Below are 18,806 nucleotides of genomic sequence, written 5' to 3'. Positions count from 1 at the left end.
TGATATCTATTTAGGGTATAACTGCCTTCTTCTAACATGAGCTGCTATTATGTGACGCTGTGCCCATGTTAACTTCGTAAATAATCCATTTTATAGATAATGAAAATTAATATGTTTTGTATAGCAATTACTTCTAACACAAGCTGGTATCTCTATAATTTTAGAAAGAACACCATTCTTGCTTTAATCGATCAGGGATACCAAGTTATAGCTATTGTCCCTGAAGATGAATATTCAATAAAACTATCTGAATTGGGTTGTGAATTTATTGATATTAATATTGATCAAGGAGGTGCTAATCCAGTTAAAGATATTAAAACTTTTTTTTATTTTTATCGAATTTATAAAAAAAACAAGATTGATGTTACATTAAACTTCACCCCAAAAAATAATATCTACAGCACCTTAGCTGCACATTTTAATGGCACTAAGTCTATTAATAATATTGCTGGACTCGGCATTTTATTAAGGGTTGTAGATAGGGAATATGTACCATCATAAAAAATGATTGTTCAAATGGATCTGCGATTAAATCTGCCTTACTTAACAACAAGTCGAGTAATTTGGCAATCAACACATCACCGGAAAGTGGCCTAAATACACTTTTTCCTATATCGACCTGGTGTTGGCGAATTCGTCCCTCATCAAATGGGTTTGGTAATAAGTTTTCAGATAATATGCTATGTAAATTTAAAATCGTATAACGATTAAAGCCGATAGATTCGGGGTTATCGACTAGCAATTCAATCGCTGTTTTGTGATTTAGGATCATCTGGGTTTCAATGTTTGCTTTTCCGGCCGCTGCTTTACCATGTTCTATGAGCTCAATAGTATCAAGTCGACTATAGCTATTACCTTCTAAATGGCTTGATGCCCAAGACAGATCGATGAGCAATCGGCTTAATATATCTCTTCCATAAGTGCCTGCAGGCTGTGATGTTTTTCCTGTGTTACCCATTCGGGCAAGCTGTCTGCGTATTGGTTCGGATAAGTAAAAACTTACATTAGGTTCGTAGTCATCAATCAGTGAACGCTGATAACCTACCGGTGTTCGAGCCTCTAACGGTTGCTCAATATAATTTAAAATATCCTTGCTGTCGGCAGATAACGGGACATATGCGGGAAATTTATCGGCAATGGTTTCGTCAACATTATTATCTTGTGTTGTAGTTATTGAATCTTGTTGTGAGCTAGCCGCTATATATTTCCTTGAACGGCCAGCACCAATTGCAATAATGGTGTCATTGCAGATTAATTTACTCAAGCTACGCTGAACCGTACGCCTGCTTATACTAGGATGGAGTGTTAATAATTTAGATAGCGACACGGCTAGCGCATTTTAATCCCTGATTCTAGCAGGGTTGAGCGATACTCATCATCTAGCCCTGCCATTTTCTTTTTTGCCGCTATACTGGCTGACTTTGTACCGTCTTGCTTAAACAATGCCATGGCTATCTTTCGCATCACGTTAAACGCTAATGCGCCACACCCTTTACGTATACGTGATTCATCTTCTCTAAATGTCATATCCAACACCCAATGCATACTTTCCACTTGCCAGTGACTTCGCACTGCATGTAGTGATTGCTCTGCATTCAAATCTAATGACGCTATATACCAACGTGTTTCACTCGTATTCTTGCCTGTTGATTTATGGTGCACTATTGAGCTTATTTTAATGATGCTTTTAAGGCCTGACCAACGGTAGGCTTTGCCTAGCCACTGCTTATCAACCATCAAATGCTGACATTTTCTTGTTTCAATACGTCCGTGACCACTGTCTATTTCTGTATGCTCGGTATAATTTTGCTCTGAGAATCCTTCTCGCTGAGTCTTATGCCACCAAGCTTCTAGCTCCGCTTGCATACCAGAATGATTGCCTTTAAGCGCGAGGATATAATCCGCTTTTTGTTTAATAATTTGCTCGGCTATTTTCTTCTGGCAACCCATTGCATCGATAGTGATAATGCTGTTTTCAATATCAAGAAGTGAGAGCAACTCAGGTATCGCTGTGATTTCATTTGTTTTTGCATCCACCGCACTTTGGCCTAACACCAATTGATGCTGGCAACTCCAAGCACTGACGGTGTGCAATGCATTTTTTCGGCCTTTTGTGGTAAATGAGCGACGAGCTGTTTTGCCGTCAATGGCGATAACATCGCTGCCTGTTTTTTCTATAAGGCTAGATATCCACGATTGAAAGGCCTCCTCTATTTCACTCGGTTTTAAACGCGAGATAACTCGTGCAATAGTGTCATGCCGGGGGATACCTGCTTCAAATTCACGATATTGACGTAACCAATCCAGTTTTATATGGCCAAAGTTTTCAATATCCTCCCATCCTTCAGAGCCTGACATGACAGCTGTAATTGAGAGGAGAAGAATGTCGAGTAGATTGTGCTTTTTACAGCGATCGATACGTGGATCGGAAATAGAGTCAAAATGTTTCAAAAAAGTAGCGCTCATTAATGTCACCAAAGGTCTAATTGATAGTATATGGTGATCTGATCGCTACTTGGAGAAAAAGTTCAATTTATAATGATCTTGCCGTGTAGATAGCGACAATGGCACATGGGAAGTTAATATACTTTGTTGTATTTTAAAGCTATTAGGCATGGCGAAGGCACTTTTGTCAGATTGATAGTGACACTATTATGGCACCATTAAGTCTATTTGGCACTATGTCTGTCACTATTAAATTAATAGTGACAGATATAGGTATCATATTTTTACTCTGTTTGCTTTATTACTTATTGCAAATTTCCCTCCATCATCATCTTCGAAAATGCACTGCCATCTCGTCTTGAAGCGTTTGCAACATAAGGTGCATATACGTCAAACAATAAACGCGTATCACTGTGCCCAAGCATCTGTGAGATATATAAAGGGTTTTCATGTGCCGCGATATGTAGCACTGCCGCTGTATGGCGTGTTTCATAAGGACGACGACGTTTTAGCCCTGCTTTTTTAAGTGTTGGATACCACAGCTTTTGACTAATATAGTGCGTATCAATAGGTTTGCCTTTAGGGGTAGTAAATACAAAAGGGGAGTCATCTGTTTTACTTGTCATCACGCGACTTAATACTTCATAAAGCGTGTCACACATCTTAAGGTCACGTCTCGATTTTGGTGTTTTCACATCACAAATTTCCCCGTTAACATAATTCTGCCTGATACGAATCAAGCGGTGGTCAAAATCGAGATGTTCAACATAAAGCCCATGCACTTCACAGCTACGCATGCCTGTCCAAAAACGTAATACAAAGTAATCATGCCATTCACTAGGTACGACCGCTAAAAAACGCTCAACTTCCTCTATTGTCATCGGGTGTGAATCCGCACTCTCTTCTTTAAGGGCTTTATAACGGCGTAGTGGATAGTCAAACTTATACTCATCACTCGCTAAGCTTATCATGGCTATCAACGGCCAAAAAATATTGTTAATACGGCGGTTAGATAGTTTACGGCTACCATCACTTTTCAACTGCTCCATCAAATCTTGGCGGTAATATTCAACCTGTGCCAAGGTCACTTCATTAATCAACGTATTGCCAAAGATAGGTTTTAAATAACCTTCAATGTTCAAGCGTACGGTATTTTTATAACTGTTTTTCCACTTTGATTTTTGGCGGTCAAACCATTCATCGGCAAAGCTATCAAAAAAAGGATAACAACGGTCAGGGTGTTTAGTGCGTTGTAGCGATTCAAACTTACCTGTTTTTTTACTATCTGGAAAATAGTCACGGTATTGAAAGGTACCTAAATCAATCTCTGCATTCATTTTTTTAAGCTGTGCTTTTGCATGATTTAGGTTTTTAGGGGTAGCCGTCATTTTCGTGCCTTCACGAAAACGTTGACCATAAAGATGTAAGTCAAATTGAATACGCCCGTTCGGGCGCACGCGGATATGAGCCATAGTACTCTCCATCAAATAGATCTATCCCTACCCGATGGTTTGCGTATAATAACGCCATCGGCTGGGTTCTGTTTAAACTCGGTGCAGCCGGTACGAGGCGAAGTGGTTGCCGCCACTTCGTCTCAACTGCAATTTTTGCTACAAATAAACACCCGTTAACAATAACGATGAAAATTTGTACACTTAGTTACTATAATTCAACCTGTTTATTTGTCCAGTTGTTTCTGTCTCATTTTTTAAATGAAGATTGTGTTTATTTCAGAATAACCTTCTTTTTGTTATTGCTCGTTCAGTTGAGATGTTCACAGTGCTGGTAGCACATGAAAGCTACACATCAAAGCCAAACAAATCACCTTGTGGCCCCTCAGACTCTCCCTGTGATTCGCCTCCCTCACTCTCTTTCGCATTTTGTATCACGGCTTGTGCATCGGCCATATCATCGGGTGCAGGCTCAATTGCAATACTTGCATAGGAGTATTTGTGGGTTATATCTTTATAAAAACCAAGCTTATACTCGCTTTCTTGTCCTGCTTCCTTAAGTATGGCGATTTTTATTTTGTCCGAAGTCGTTACATCTTTAATGTTAACTGATTTAATACTCCTTAGATGCAACATATATAGTTGATCGTCAGTAAATGAAATCGCATCTGTTGCGATAGGGATATCAAATTTATACGGATTAACTAAGTTTAGAAAATATAGCTGCTCTGGCGTTATCAACAGATGGCTTTGGTTTGCTTGTTTGATTTTGCTGTATTGATTATGGAAATGTTTCACACGATCTTTTAAATGATTAATATCCATGATCATATAACCTAACTGGTTATAAACTTTAGGCTCGTTTTTATAAAATTCATCAACACCTGCTAGTGAGTGCGTAATGGTCATATCACCGGTCTTAAAGGTGATGTTTTCATCGTGTTGAGCGATTTGAATATTATTATCGCCGATTTTTTCACATAGCGTTTGAAGCTCATCTGCGGCTGCTTGCGTCAATACCATAGAGGTAGGTATTGGTACATCACTGGGAATGTCATGCAGCTCCAGATTGTTATCACTTTGCACGCGCATCTCTTTATTCTCTTTATCAAAAGCAACAAACTGAACAGGGGCATGTGGGGTAACTTCATGCAGTAATCTTGATACCTCAAGCGCTTTAACATCTTCATACACATATTCTGCTGATGCTTGAATAAACGCCTTATGTGCTTTGTAAAAAGGTGCTAATTCACAGCTTAAAAACTCATTTTTATCGGTGGTTATCCCCATCAAGTTAGGTGAATGTTGAGCGTCGATGAGCTTTAGGAGCATCGAATTTCCTTTGCCTGCATAGGTAGGGATCTGACTGAAATATTCACCATCAACGGTAAAGCGTCTTTTCTTTAATTGATGCTTTTCCGCTAAAGGGAGAGTTAAGTGTAGGTATTGAGGTGCATGGCCACCAATTAACTCCAAAGTTTCTTTCTTTGGGTCAATAATAAAGCTGATGCAACAATCGGATTCTTTTTTATCAAGTTTGCTACTGATTTTAATTATTTTTTCGATATGTTGCGCTTCAATAATAAGTAATTCATGCATTGGCTGTTCTCCTATGATGTTAACGTTTGTAAAGCTTGTTGGAGTACAAGCTCTGGCACTGAAAACTTGGGGGTAAGCGTAATAGTGAGATGGCTTGCTCCCTCGTGTTGTTTAATGACGGTGACCTTCTCTTTACCGTTAGCGTAACGCGTGTTCACTAAGCTCAGTAATCGGGCTACTTTTGTTTTACGGTTCACCGTTAAAGTAAAAGAGCAGGCTAACCATTGCCATTCAGGTTGACGAAAGACCGCTTCAAAATAACCGGCATTACGGGCGTTACTCGCTACCTGTATTTGCAGTGAAGAGCGAGGTAACTGACCTGATGCGATTAGGCTAGCTTTCTGGTCTCTATGGTTAGGTGCTATAACCTCTCCCTTTCCCGACAGCAACGTAATGGTGCCAAGCCCACAGAGAGCGGTACGCTGTGTTTTGCCGAGCGAGCGAGGGCTATGTTTACCAGAGCTTGCCCAAACCTGACTTAATACATTAAAATCAAAATAGTTTTTCATGCGCATATTAATAAAGAGCTGGTCAATAAAGCTCGCGTGCTGTTTAGTGGCTGATTTCCCCCATTGTTGATAATAATATTTAGGGTTTTCATTGGCCTTTTCAGCGACTGACTCTGGGCTATGATTAGTTTCAGCGGGCCATAAATAAGTGCGTAATGCTTGCTCGCTAAGCAGGACTGGGTTTTTTTGCTTATCGCGTGTTGAGAGAGTGTTGTAGTGTTGACTCAACAAACTCAGCTGCCGTGATAAATCATTAGAATCCGAGGCCAAGCCAAGTAAAAACCGTAACTGTGCATGCGAAAAAGTTTGTTGTGCAGAGCTTGCTTGTTCGGGGCGCAGGTAGGGAAACAGCCACTGCGTACCATGTAGGTATGACCAGCGTGTCGTGGCATAATGTTGATGTCCAACTTGACGCGTGAATTCATCAAACAAAAGATTGTCGTTAATCTCCTGCTCATCACGCCCTTCAAGCCAGTAGTTAAACCTTTTTCTAACTATGTCGGGTGTAAGCATTGGTTTTAAGTCAGCGTATGCCCCTAAGTCATGTGTCGGGTGCTGATAGGCGAGCTGCAACATTTGTTGCTGAGATAAGTGAATACCACTTTTTCGCAGATGATGAAAGCGGGCTTTTTTACCACAGTGTGCTTTTATCGCTTTAGTGACTGGTAACAGATAATTAAGTTGGCGCGAACTCATTTTCTCTTTATCAAAACCAATTAACGGCACATTATCGTGAAACCCTTTCTTAAGTTGAATAGCAATATGTATTAATATTGCCATTGATTCTGGTAATACAGTATCAAGTGTACGTGCCTTGTGGCTTTTCGTGTCGCCCTCTATTGTCTTCATAACAGTTATGCGAAAAGCAGTTGATTTGTCAGATAAAGGGATAATATCTTTGATGCGCAGTCTTAAGACTTCCCCGCGACGCAACATCGCAAAGTAAGCAATAATCGCACTCACCGCACAATATAACCGCTGCAGTAATGTGCCCTCTGAATGGGTCAATAAGGCATCTACTATTTCATGCAACGCCGTTAAAGGAATACGAAAAGGATCGACCGTCGGGGCGAGACTAGGGCTTTCAAACGCATCGATATCAAGGTGGTCAGTAAGGGCTTGTGTGGTCAGAAAGCGGAAAAAGTAATGCACTAACCCCTTGTGCGTGTCACTTTCTTGTTTCTCATAGACCCGTTTAGCCCATTGTTGCAGTTGTTCTTGGTCGATAGCCACTTCATAGGAGAGTGGCTCATCGTTAAAGCACACCTCAATATTGCAGTATTTTGTGATGGTTGCTTTAGAGAGTGACTCTCGGTGTACACCGCCGTATAAAATCAACTCACGACAATAGAGGAAAAGATAATGTTCAAGTACGTTCTCAGGATGTAAATCGGGTACAACACTGCTGGAGATATTGCCCTTATCAAACCATTGCTTGATTAATTGGCGTTGTGACCAACGAGGCTTACTTCTCACCATGATTGCATTGCGTTTTTTATCTGTTAACCAATCCTGCTGATAGAGTGCTGCAAGCAGGTTCTTTTGCTGTTTGGGCGATGGGGGCGTTACATCAAAATCAACATGGCGCTCGGGCTGTGAGATATCCTTGAGTAAGGTCGGTGGCACATTATCACGATAGTGCCACAGTGATTGAAATAAAGTATGCCATTGAGATGCGCTGTATGGCCCTAAGTGATAAGGCTCTGTGGATATGTGCTCATTCAATTGATTGAGTAGCTGACGCTGCGTGAGTGAAGGCGACTTTGTTTGGTAATACTTCGCTAAAAAACAATAACAGTGCAGTGTTAAATGATAGCGCGTAAAAGTAGCCTCTGTTTCTTGAGAGGTTGTTGAGGGTGGCTGATAATGAAACACCTTGAGTTGTGTCTGCTGACCTGTACGCTCAAGACAGACTGGATTATTTAAGATCGCAGTAAGGTGGTTGAGTGACAGCGGTGCAACCTCCTGAGCAATCGTCAATGCCGCCTGTGCTGCGCTAGGATGAACATGGTTTCTTAGGGCGTTTTCTTGCTCTTCTTGATAGCCTTGCCAAAGATCGTAAGCAAGTGCAGCTTGTTCACTTAAGCGGGTAAACCAAACTAAGTCACGATCAACAAACAGCTTTTCAGTACGCCTAGGGAGTTGCCACTGGGCAATATCATAGAGGTAGATAAGGATAGCGTTCAGTGCTTGCCGGTAGTGCTTTCGTTTTCCCGTGGGGACTTGATTAATCGCTTGGCTGAGTTGTAGGTAATGTTCATCGGTTAATGTACGCAGCGGTACGCTTTCATCTGGCCAGCGCGAGAGTACCCAGTGAATATCTTCAGTGGCGGATGCGTGTTGCTTATAAGGTAATGGTACTTCACTGTTATTGTGACTGTATTCAAGGTAGGTCAGTATCGTATTGGGTGCTAACTTTAAAATATTATTCATCGACAACCACTCCCTGCCTGCGCAATGTCAGCAAACCTAATCGCTTAACAAGATGCTCCAAATAATGATGTAATGGCATAAGCGAGAGGGGGAATTGGTCATCACTGCCGAGGTGCTCGCCTAAATTGCTATGCCCCATTAGCCGATCAATTTGCTGTGTAGCAAGGTGGTTAGGCGGTAGGCTCGTGAGCGCGCATTGGGCAAAAAAGTGACGTAACTGATAAGGCACAACACCCGGCCATAACGAATACATCTTTGTGCGTAAAATACGTGCAGTGAGCAGCTGTTGCTCACCTTGCTCGTCAATTAAGTACCACATTGCTTGATTTGGTTGGTGGTGTGGGAACTGCATAGTGAGCGCCTTTTGTAACTGTTGGTACTCACTGATTTGTGTTTTAAGGTAGCTACAGAGTATGACAGGGCGCCATTGTCCTTTATCAAATACACACACTTTCTCGCCTGCAAAGCAGCGACGGCGTTCAATAGTAATGGCATGGGTCGGCCGGACGCCCGTTAAGGTAATAAACAAAAAAGCCAGCTGAATCGTTCGCAAGTTGTAGTAAAGGCGGTGCTGCTCAAGCGTCATGTTTTTTGCAAAATTGTGTGCTTCTACTTTATCGTGCAGCGCGTTAAAAAAGGCCACCACGTCATGCTCTGCAAGGCTACGTTGACTACCGATGCGCATTGATGGGATCGCTTCATACTGTTTACTACCATTTTGTGTATTAAGTTGGTAAACCGTGATGATGCCGTTCTTTTTAAGGTAGTTTGCTATGTTGATTGTCGGCTCTGAGAGGTTTTTAGATTGCTCAAGTATGCACGCAGTAAAGTGCTTACTAATATCAAGTTGTTTAATCGCTATGATGATCCTTTCTAAGTAACGATTTTGCGCTAAAAATATTTTTTTTCGCAACCGGTCTGTTTCCTCAGCTTGATAGGCGGTCGCATTTCTATGATGCAGTCGTTCAGGACCCAGTAAGACCATTTTAGCGAGAGAAGATAAGCCTGCATCCACCTGAATACAGTAGGGGAAATAGCGAAAGAACAGATCGCGTTTATTACGGTGACAACGGCGGAGTAACAGCGGTGTTTTCCAGCGCTTTTGTAATTCGCTATAAAAGCGTTTCTTTTCTTGCTGATTGAGCATGGGTGTTTGGTAACTTAATGATGAGACAAGTGGTTGAAATAAAACTTGTAGTGCAGTTGGTAGAGGTTGCCAAAGGTAAAGAATGCCTTGCTGGGTGTGGTAGGGCTGTGCGTACTCAGTCCAAGATATATTACCGTCTTTAAAGTTGCGTAGGCAGTGCGCTTCACATTTATCAGATGTACTCACACGAAGTAGATCTGGAATGTCTTTTAGGCTGGTGATGTTATCGAGTTGATCCGTTAACCAGAGATAGAGAAACAACAATAATGCGCGGTGGCTATCGTGTGATAGCATGTTTGATTTAGTGAACTTTTCAAAGGCAACTGCTAATGAGGCTGCCGTTTGATGAGTATTTGGCATCACACCGCCCGCATTATGACTTCTGTTCTTTGTTTTTATCGCCGCTATTTTACCCATTAATGTCCTTAATATGCCTAATTGCAGAGGGTTTTACATTTGCCCATTGTGCTAATTGCTTTTTAGAAGGGGGCTGAGTAAGTCGTGATTTTGTTTGTTGGACGCGATGGCTAAGGTTACTCAGTAGCTTATTATTTTCACGATAATTAAGTGCAGGGGCAAAGAGTAATGCCCCGATGAGCGTGTCATCGACGACTTCAGCTGGCATATAGAGAATACTGATATAGAGCTTATGCTGCGCGGGGTGGTGCTTGAGTAATTCAAGCGTAGGATTCGAATTAAGTTGCCAGTCAATAGGCTCATCTGGATTTTTGCAGGCGAGAACCGGTGATAAATCCAATAGCGTTTGTGCGACTTGTAAAGGCAACCTCTGAATATCAACTGGCGAAGTGAGTGCAAAATGATCGTGGCACGTTATCTGGCTCAGCGTTGGATGATGGCGTAATTTAACTTGATTCATTGCCAGTCGTTTTACCTTCATTGGATTATTGACTCCTGTATTTTACATATGTGTCGTTTTCTTATATTTGGTTTATTAAGTCACTCATCTTGAATCATTAAGCCTGTTTATTGGCATCTGTTATAGTTCAGGTATTGCGCTATAATTACAGCATGTTGTGCTTTTTTGTTTTCCTGTAACTATATATAGTGTTTTATGTGCCTATCATATCGGTCATCAAAACTATCATCTCGGTCATCAAAACTATTGTCTAGTTGTTTTTTGAATAATCAGTAAGGACTGGTTATTTATTCAGTGTAGGTCACAAAAAAAGCAGTGCTTTTGTCAATGGTGAGTGGTTAATGATCAGTTAAAAGGCATTGGAAAAGATAGATTTATTGGTTTTTTGTTAAGCTTATCAGTGGGGTAGAAGGGGCTGGGGAACGTCGTACTTTGTTATCTCTGTACATCAGTGTGGTGAATGGAGAGTAATATTGACGGTTTGAGCATCATTCTCGTCAATTGGCATTAAACACAGCACTTGGCAGCCAGTATTTTTGGTATGGATGAAGCGATCCCTTAGTGGCATTAAGCATGTTGTTTTATCAAGAAGAAGATAAGCAATATTTGTGCTGCTGACAGGAATGGGTTTAGTTTTACCGAATAGTTATGCACTATTTTTCACGTTAAAGGGCTCATGTCGATAGGAAATTTTCTTTTTTTGTCACTTGGTGAAATTAGTAGGTCACCTATAGATATTAACTTATTTGGTCCTTATGCATAATCAGGTGGTTATGTAGACTATTAATATCTTACGTTAAAAGCTAACTTTGGTTTACATTAAAAGCTATAGGCGATAAATATGAAGCAAGTATCACAGACGTCAGCTCATTCGCTCTAGCAGTTAAAAAAATCACCAAATAGCGTATAAAACCCCTTCCGAATATAATTACCTTCACAAATTCATCACTTCGTTGTTGTAAACTATCTTTTAGGCCGGGTGAGCGGCCGGTCGTTATCGAGACGTCGTGAGTGATACTTAATGGGAAATGAAGATGAATGCTAATAGCTAGCGTGAAAGCTAGTTAACTAAGTATTAATGATATTTGTTTAACTAACCTTGATTAAAACGGCTTTTATTGGTGTTTATAGTCACCACTTTTGTTTTTTTTGTTATTTTGGGTGAGTATAATGACCAAAAGGAGGGGCTATGAATTCATTATTTAAAATTTCAGAAATTATTCTGTACGAAAGAAAAAAAAGGAAATGGAGCCAACAGTTACTTGCTGATTATGCGGGACTGAATAGAACGACTGTTGGTAAAATTGAGCGCAATGACTATGATGACGTTGGCTTGAGAAAAGTCGAGCGTATCCTTAATTTATTCAATAAATCTTTAACAGTGGCAGACACCGGTTTGCCGACGTTAGATCAATTAAAAGAGATTAATAATGGCTAATGTTGATGTCTATAATCACAAAAGCAGAGTAGGGAGACTTGAGAAAAAAAATGAGATCCATCACTACGCCTATGAGTTAAACGCAAAGCATGCATTGTCGCTTACTATGCCTATTCGATTAGAAACATACTCATATGAAGGCTTACATCCTTTTTTTCAGATGAATATGCCTGAAGGGGGGTTACGATTAGCGATTGAAAAAGGGCTATTAAAAGAAGCTGTTCCTGTTTTGCCTATTCCAACTCCTGCTAAGCGTCCTGATTTTCAGTGATTGATAAATCAAGTGCCGAAGCTATTTCAGGGATTCAAACCCAACATTGGCGTAAGCAGCTATCGGCCATTATGGATAAATTAATTTAAAGATTTATTGTATTTTTTGCTGTGATTAGGTCATCATCTATTTATATAAGATATATTAAATAGAATCTCCCTTTTCTATGCCATAGAGATAAGCAAATGAAATATTTAGTAACAGGTGTCGCTGGGTTTATTGGCTCATGCGTTGTCGAAAGATTGTGTGCACAAGGACACCAAGTTGTTGGGCTTGATAATATCAATGATTATTACGATATTAATTTAAAAGATGCACGTTTAAAACGTATTGAGCATGAGCTGTTTCAGTTTGTCCTAATGGATTTAGCGGATAGAGAAGCGGTTTCTGCATTTTTCAAAGAGCAGCAGTTTGATCGCGTTATTCATTTAGCTGCTCAAGCTGGCGTTCGTTATTCTATTGAAAACCCAATGGCGTATGCTGATTCAAACCTAGTAGGTCACCTTAATATTTTAGAAGGGTGCCGCAATACAAAAGTGAAACACTTGGTTTATGCTTCTTCAAGCTCTGTATATGGTCTGAATAACAAAGTGCCATTCTCTACTTCAGATTCCGTTGATCATCCTATTTCATTGTATGCTGCCACTAAAAAATCCAATGAATTAATGGCACATTCGTATTCGCATCTTTACAATATTCCAACAACAGGGTTACGTTTTTTTACTGTATATGGTCCATGGGGGCGTCCTGATATGGCGCCTTATATTTTTACTAAAAAGATATTAGCTGGCGAGACTATCGACATTAATAACAATGGTGATATGTGGCGTGATTTTACTTACATTGATGATATCGTGGAAGGTGTTATTCGCATTGCTGATGTGATCCCTACTCGAGATGATGAATGGACCGTTGAAGCTGGCACACCGGCGTCAAGTTCTGCTCCATACCGTGTTTATAATATTGGTCATGGTAGTCCCATTAATTTAATGGAATTTATTGAAACCATTGAATCTGAATTAGATGTTAAAGCGAATAAAAATTTCCGAGGAATGCAGCCTGGGGATGTTTATCAGACTTATGCCGATACTAAAGATTTATTTGATGTGATTGGTTATAAACCGCAAGTTGGCGTACCTGAAGGTGTGGCTAAATTAGTGAGTTGGTATAAAGAATTTTATAAGGTTTAAGGATAAAAGAATGAAAATTGCTATCGCAGGGACAGGCTATGTTGGCCTGTCAAATGCAATGCTATTAGCGCAGCACAATGAAGTGATTGCTGTTGATATTATTGAAGAAAAAATAGCGTTATTGAATAATAAAAAATCACCTATTGTTGATGTGGAAATTGAAGATTTTTTAGCGAATAAAACACTCAACTTTACAGCTACCTTAGATAAACAATCAGCTTATCAAAATGCTGATTACGTAGTGATTGCAACACCAACCGATTACGATGCAGAAACCAATTACTTTAATACCTCATCAGTTGAAGCGGTCATTAAAGATGTTATGGCTATTAATCCCAATGCGGTGATGATTATTAAATCAACTGTACCGGTGGGGTATACCAAAGAAATCAAAGCTAAGTTTGCCTGTGATAATATTTTGTTCTCACCTGAGTTTTTACGTGAAGGGCGTGCTTTATACGATAACTTACATCCTTCTCGCATTATTGTTGGTGAGCAAAGTGAGCGAGCGGAAGTTTTTGCGAGTTTGCTGGTTCAAGGTGCAATCAAAGAAAATATCGATGTGCTGTTTACTGATTCAACGGAAGCGGAAGCGGTTAAACTGTTTTCTAATACCTACCTTGCATTGCGAGTGGCCTACTTTAATGAATTAGACAGCTATGCCGAAACGCATGACTTAAATGCGCGTCAAATTATTGAAGGTGTTGGTTTAGACCCTCGTATTGGCGATCATTACAATAATCCTTCATTTGGTTATGGTGGATATTGCTTACCTAAGGACACTAAACAGCTACGTGCTAATTACGCTAATGTGCCAAACAATCTAATTGGTGCCATCGTTGATGCGAATACAACACGTAAAGATTTTGTAGCAGACTCTATTATTGCTAAGCAACCTAAAGTGGTTGGTATATACCGTTTAATCATGAAGTCTGGATCTGATAATTTCAGAGCGTCGAGCATTCAAGGCATTATGAAGCGCATTAAAGCAAAAGGCATTAAAGTTGTTATCTATGAACCTGTGTATGAAGAAGATGAATTTTTCCACTCTAAAGTTTATAAAGATCTAAAGTCCTTTAAGCAAGATGTTGATGTTATTGTGTCTAATCGTATGGCGGATGAGTTAAGTGATGTTGCTGAAAAAGTGTACACACGTGATTTATTTGGTAGTGATTAATTTTTCAAAGTGTTCCTACAAAGCCCGCTTAATGCGGGCAAGTTTTTCTATTAGTAACAGAATAGTAAATATTATTTCTTTGTTATGTTTAATATCAATATATTATTTTTTATGTAGTTGCTAATATTGTGATCTTTTAATAAAAAGCCTTCGCGCTGATAATTATTTGTAAATTACCACTTCCTGTATCTATAGTATTCTGGTCAAGCCCAACCGGACACCTGATTTTGTAAATTTTCATAGTTAATCGGCGTTAAGTCGCCGAGTGTTGTATGAAGCCGTTCGTGGTTGTAATAACGGATATATTCTTCAGCATCCATCTTCATTGCATCTCGTGTTAAATGAACAACATTGAATAACCATTCACTCTTTAAACTGCCAAAAAAACGCTCTACAACCGCGTTATCTAAGCAAGTACCAACACGACTCATCGATGCGGTGATTTTATATTTGTGCAATAACGCACTAAATCGTCCACTCGTATATTGAGAGCCTCGATCACTATGGAACATTAGGCCAGCTTTAGGTCGCCTAATATTAATCGCCATCTGCAATGCTCGCTCAACCAAATCAGCCGTCATACGTTTTGATATTGACCAACCAACGATCCTACGTGAGTATAAGTCCATCACAATAGCTAAATACATCCAGCCTTGATTGGTTCTCAAATAGGTGGCGTCACCTGCCCAAACTAAGTTTGCGTACTTAGGATTAAACTGCAGCCTTAATAAATTATCGGCAATGCTATCACTGTGTTTACGCTTGGTTGTTATTTTATATGCCTGACGCTGTCTCACGACTAGTTTTAGCTTACGCATGATACTGTGCGTAAGATAACGACCAACATTGAAGCCTGCCAGTCTTAAATTCTTACACAACTGACGTGAACCTAAACTGCCACGACTACGTTTAAATAGCTGTCGTGCAGTACGGTACATATTTAACTCTTCTTCACTGATGATTTTAGCCGGGCGTTCTAGCCAATCATAAAATGCACTACGGCTTACTTGTAGTACATTACAAAGCAGTTTTATGGGATATTTAGAGCGGCATGCTCGAATATATCTAAATTTTACTTCATTTCTTTTGCGAAGAAGGCACTGGCCTTTTTAGTATTTCTTTCTCCATACGCGGCTGTTTTACTTCTTTGCGCAAGGCCAATAACTCAGATCGTTCATCAGAATTAACCGTTGAATTGGCATGTTCTTCTGCTTTTTGTTTCCAACTGTAAAGAAGGCTAGTCGTGACGTTTAAAGCAGATGCAGCTTCTTGAACACTTTAACCTTGCTCACTGATTAACGCTAATGCTTCCGTTTTAAATTCACTTGTATAAGTTTTGTATTGTCTTCTAGTATTCATGCTCACTCCTTTAGTGGATAGTATTATCCAAAATTAAAGTGCCCAGTTCAATCAGACCAGAATAAACTTCCAGAGAGGGGAATATATGACATATCTTTTCGTATGAGTGAGTTCAATCGCGAAATTAAGTTTTAATTTAAACTATCTTAATAAATTTTATGTATAGTAAGGGCCTTTGTTATCGGAGATGTTTTATAGGGTTTTATTACGATGGATATTAATAAGAAGCTCGTTTTTGTTGTAAATGTTGATTGGTTTTTTATTTCTCATCGTTTGCCTATCGCAGTAAAAGCAATTTCAAATGGTTATGAAGTTCATCTCATATGTAAAGATACAGGTAAATGTAAAGAGTTAGTAGAGCTAGGTATTAATGTTCATGATTGCCCCTTCACTCGAAATGGAAGTAAATTATTTAGTGAAATTAATTCACTGTTAAAGTTAAAGAGATTAATTAAAAAAATTAATCCTGATATTGTACATGCAGTAACAATTAAACCTGTTCTTTACACTGGACTAGTTCTTCATTTAGTTAAAAAAAAACCAAAATTTGTGGCCGCTATTTCAGGATTGGGGTACGTATTTACTGCTGAAAATTTTAAAGCTAAATTAACTAAGAGTTTAGTTTCCATTTTATACCGAGTGGCATTTCATCATAAAGATAAGCTTGTTATTTTTCAAAATATGACTGATCAATCAATTTTAAAATCAGTTACTAACTTTTCTGAAAGCGAAAGTGTCTTGATCAAAGGGTCAGGGGCAGATCTTCAAACTTATAACTACACTAAAGAGCCTGATGTCGATGTGATTAAAATTGTTATGGCATGTCGTTTGCTAAAGGAAAAGGGAGTATACGAGTATGTCGAAGCCGCAAAAATCGTGCGAGAAAAATATAAGAATGTTGATTTTTTACTTGCAGGTTCTCCTGACGATAACCCGAATAGTATTTCCCAAATAGAATTAGATGCTTGGAATCGAGATGGTATTATAACGACTTTAGGACACTGTAATAACATTCCTAAAATTTTCTCTGAATCTCATATTATTACGATGCCTTCCTATTACGGGGAAGGAGTTCCCAAAGTCTTAATTGAGGCTGCTGCATGTGGACGCCCAATTATCACAACAGATAATCCTGGTTGTCGAGATTCAATTATTCCTGATGTTAGTGGCATATTGGTGCCAATAAAAGATGCCATAAGTTTAGCCAAGGCAATTATATTATTAATTGAAAATAATGACTTACGAGTATCAATGGGTGAACAAGGTAGACAATATGCCGAACAAGAATTTGATGTTAAAGCTGTTGTACAAAAACATATGATGATCTACTCGCAATTACTATTATAGGTTTGCTGTTATGAAAATAATTCTTACTGGTGCAACTGGTTTTTTAGGTAGTTTTATAATACCGGCATTAACATCTCATCAACTTGCAACTTTGGGGCGAACACGAAGTAACAATAACAAGTTAATTCATCATTATGCTAATTTGGATAAGTCGATTGATTATGAAAAGATTCTTATTGATTTTGATGTGCTCATCCACTGCGCCGCACGCGTTCATGTGATGAATGATGAATCAATAAATCCACTTGATGATTATCGTGAAGTAAATACAGCCGGAACTTTGAATCTTGCGAGACAAGCTGCTGAAGCTGGTGTTAAGCGCTTTATATTTATTAGCAGCATCAAAGTTAATGGTGAATCAACTGAGCTTGGTCAGGCTTTTAAAGCTAGTGATGCTCGAGCGCCACAAGATTTTTATGGTCAATCGAAATCTGAAGCGGAAGAGCAGCTTTTAAAGCTGGCAGAAGAAACAGGGATGGAAGTTGTCATTATTCGACCTCCTTTGGTTTATGGCCCTGGTGTAAAAGCTAATTTTGCTTCCTTACTAAACTTAGTATCAAAAGGATTACCTTTGCCTTTTGGTTGTATAACTAACAACCAACGTAGTTTAGTCTCAGTAAATAATTTGGTTGATCTTATCATTACTTGTATTGATCACCCCAATGCCGCGAATCAAGTATTTCTAGTTTCAGATGATAATGATCTTTCTACTGCTGGAATGATTAAAAAAATGTCTAAAGCGTTAGGTCGCTCAAGTCGAATGTTACCAGTGCCTTTATCACTTTATCATTTGATTGGAAAAGTGTTTGGCAAGCAAGATGTTGTTAATCGCTTATTGGGCTCATTACAAGTTGATATTTCGCATACGAAACAGACACTAAATTGGAAGCCAATTCAATCTGTCGAAGATGGTTTTCGTGAAACAGCAGAAGTTTTTTTAAAAAATAAGAAGAGTAACAAATGATCCGTATTTTAGATTTCTTAGCTGCATTTTTTGGTTTGTTACTGTTATGGCCAATTTTACTTATCGTTGTCATTATCGGTTTGTTTGATACTGGCTCACCTGTTTTTGTACAAACACGAGTAGGTAAAAACCAAAAACCATTTGATCTGATCAAATTTCGTACTATGACTGTTGAGACAAAATCTGTTGCAAGCCATTTAGCCAGTAATGCCTCCATCACTAAGTTAGGTGCCTTTTTACGTAAAACTAAAATAGATGAACTGCCACAACTGATTAATGTGCTCAAAGGTGAAATGAGTTTGGTTGGACCAAGACCGAATTTATTCAATCAAGAAGAGTTAATCAAAGAAAGAGAAGCTCTTGGCATATATGACGTTCTTCCTGGGATTACGGGCTTAGCTCAAGTGCAAAATGTTGACATGTCTACACCGGAGTTGTTAGCTAAAACAGATAAACAGATGATAGATAGTTTAACTTTACCTTTGTATTTTAAATATATTATTATGACAGCGACCGGTAGTGGGAGTGGGGATGCAGTTAAATAACTGATTTAATGTCTTAGCTATTTAATTTTTCTAACCATTGTGTAAATTTTCGTG

Annotated in this window: 14 protein-coding genes and 3 pseudogenes; 9 read left to right on the top strand and 8 right to left on the bottom strand. The window is 39.1% G+C overall.

Annotated features, from left to right (window positions below):
- The first annotated feature begins 111 nt into the window (after positions 1-111).
- Positions 112-501 (top strand): glycosyltransferase, encoded by a 390-nt coding sequence (locus E2R68_RS05010; protein ID WP_134276401.1) that lies wholly within the window; start codon positions 112-114, stop codon positions 499-501.
- Here E2R68_RS05010 and E2R68_RS05005 read toward each other — a convergent pair.
- The 7 genes from E2R68_RS05005 to E2R68_RS04975 form a co-directional block, all read right to left on the bottom strand.
- Positions 437-1,264, bottom strand: a complete 828-nt coding sequence (locus tag E2R68_RS05005; protein WP_134276400.1) for a Fic family protein — start codon at positions 1,262-1,264, stop codon at positions 437-439. The genes E2R68_RS05010 and E2R68_RS05005 overlap by 65 nt on opposite strands.
- Positions 1,265-1,329: 65 nt before the next feature.
- Entirely contained in the window at positions 1,330-2,466 is a 1,137-nt protein-coding gene (locus E2R68_RS05000) for an ISAs1 family transposase (protein WP_134276399.1), read from the bottom strand.
- 284 nt (positions 2,467-2,750) lie between these two features.
- Positions 2,751-3,917: an Arm DNA-binding domain-containing protein gene (locus E2R68_RS04995; protein WP_134276398.1), complete on the bottom strand. Its 1,167-nt coding sequence runs from the start codon at positions 3,915-3,917 to the stop codon at positions 2,751-2,753.
- Between the two features lie 327 nt (positions 3,918-4,244).
- Positions 4,245-5,495 (bottom strand): hypothetical protein, encoded by a 1,251-nt coding sequence (locus E2R68_RS04990; protein WP_134276397.1) that lies wholly within the window; start codon positions 5,493-5,495, stop codon positions 4,245-4,247.
- Between the two features lie 11 nt (positions 5,496-5,506).
- On the bottom strand, positions 5,507-8,437 hold the full coding sequence (locus tag E2R68_RS04985; RefSeq protein ID WP_134276396.1) for a site-specific integrase: 2,931 nt from the start codon (positions 8,435-8,437) through the stop codon (positions 5,507-5,509).
- Positions 8,430-10,001, bottom strand: coding sequence for a hypothetical protein (locus tag E2R68_RS04980; RefSeq protein ID WP_134276395.1), 1,572 nt, complete (start codon positions 9,999-10,001; stop codon positions 8,430-8,432). Before E2R68_RS04980 ends, E2R68_RS04985 begins: the two co-directional genes overlap by 8 nt.
- Positions 9,994-10,482 (bottom strand): hypothetical protein, encoded by a 489-nt coding sequence (locus E2R68_RS04975; RefSeq protein ID WP_134276394.1) that lies wholly within the window; start codon positions 10,480-10,482, stop codon positions 9,994-9,996. The genes E2R68_RS04980 and E2R68_RS04975 overlap by 8 nt, the downstream gene beginning before the upstream one ends.
- A gap of 1,168 nt (positions 10,483-11,650) precedes the next feature.
- Here E2R68_RS04975 and E2R68_RS04970 point away from each other — a divergent pair.
- The 5 genes and pseudogenes from E2R68_RS04970 (at position 11,651) to E2R68_RS04955 (ending at position 14,537) form a co-directional block, all read left to right on the top strand.
- Positions 11,651-11,899 (top strand): helix-turn-helix transcriptional regulator, encoded by a 249-nt coding sequence (locus E2R68_RS04970; protein ID WP_134276393.1) that lies wholly within the window; start codon positions 11,651-11,653, stop codon positions 11,897-11,899.
- Positions 11,892-12,041: pseudogene (locus E2R68_RS14070) on the top strand (HipA N-terminal domain-containing protein); the annotation flags it as partial. The gene E2R68_RS04970 and the pseudogene E2R68_RS14070, both read left to right, overlap by 8 nt.
- Positions 12,042-12,086: 45 nt before the next feature.
- Positions 12,087-12,259, top strand: a pseudogene (locus E2R68_RS14065) (sugar nucleotide-binding protein); the annotation flags it as partial.
- Between the two features lie 96 nt (positions 12,260-12,355).
- Entirely contained in the window at positions 12,356-13,360 is a 1,005-nt protein-coding gene (locus E2R68_RS04960; RefSeq protein WP_134276392.1) for an NAD-dependent epimerase, read from the top strand.
- Between the two features lie 10 nt (positions 13,361-13,370).
- On the top strand, positions 13,371-14,537 hold the full coding sequence (locus E2R68_RS04955) for a nucleotide sugar dehydrogenase (RefSeq protein ID WP_134276391.1): 1,167 nt from the start codon (positions 13,371-13,373) through the stop codon (positions 14,535-14,537).
- Positions 14,538-14,740: 203 nt separating this feature from the next.
- On the opposite strand, the pseudogene E2R68_RS04950 reads toward E2R68_RS04955, so the two are convergent.
- Positions 14,741-15,896 (bottom strand): annotated as a pseudogene (locus E2R68_RS04950) (IS3 family transposase).
- A 210-nt stretch (positions 15,897-16,106) separates the two neighbouring features.
- Between E2R68_RS04950 and E2R68_RS04945 the strand changes: the two are divergent.
- The 3 genes from E2R68_RS04945 to E2R68_RS04935 are packed head-to-tail and all read left to right on the top strand — an operon-like array spanning position 16,107 to position 18,752.
- On the top strand, positions 16,107-17,243 hold the full coding sequence (locus tag E2R68_RS04945) for a glycosyltransferase family 4 protein (protein ID WP_134276390.1): 1,137 nt from the start codon (positions 16,107-16,109) through the stop codon (positions 17,241-17,243).
- Positions 17,244-17,253: 10 nt separating this feature from the next.
- On the top strand, positions 17,254-18,207 hold the full coding sequence (locus E2R68_RS04940) for a UDP-glucose 4-epimerase family protein (protein WP_134276389.1): 954 nt from the start codon (positions 17,254-17,256) through the stop codon (positions 18,205-18,207).
- Positions 18,204-18,752, top strand: coding sequence for a sugar transferase (locus tag E2R68_RS04935; RefSeq protein WP_134276388.1), 549 nt, complete (start codon positions 18,204-18,206; stop codon positions 18,750-18,752). The genes E2R68_RS04940 and E2R68_RS04935 overlap by 4 nt, the downstream gene beginning before the upstream one ends.
- Positions 18,753-18,806 lie beyond the last annotated feature (54 nt).

Origin of the sequence: Psychromonas algarum (assembly GCF_004376845.1) — a bacterium.
Taxonomy (GTDB): domain Bacteria; phylum Pseudomonadota; class Gammaproteobacteria; order Enterobacterales; family Psychromonadaceae; genus Psychromonas.
Note: the sequence above shows the minus strand (reverse complement) of the source record. Positions and strands in the feature narration are given on the sequence as shown.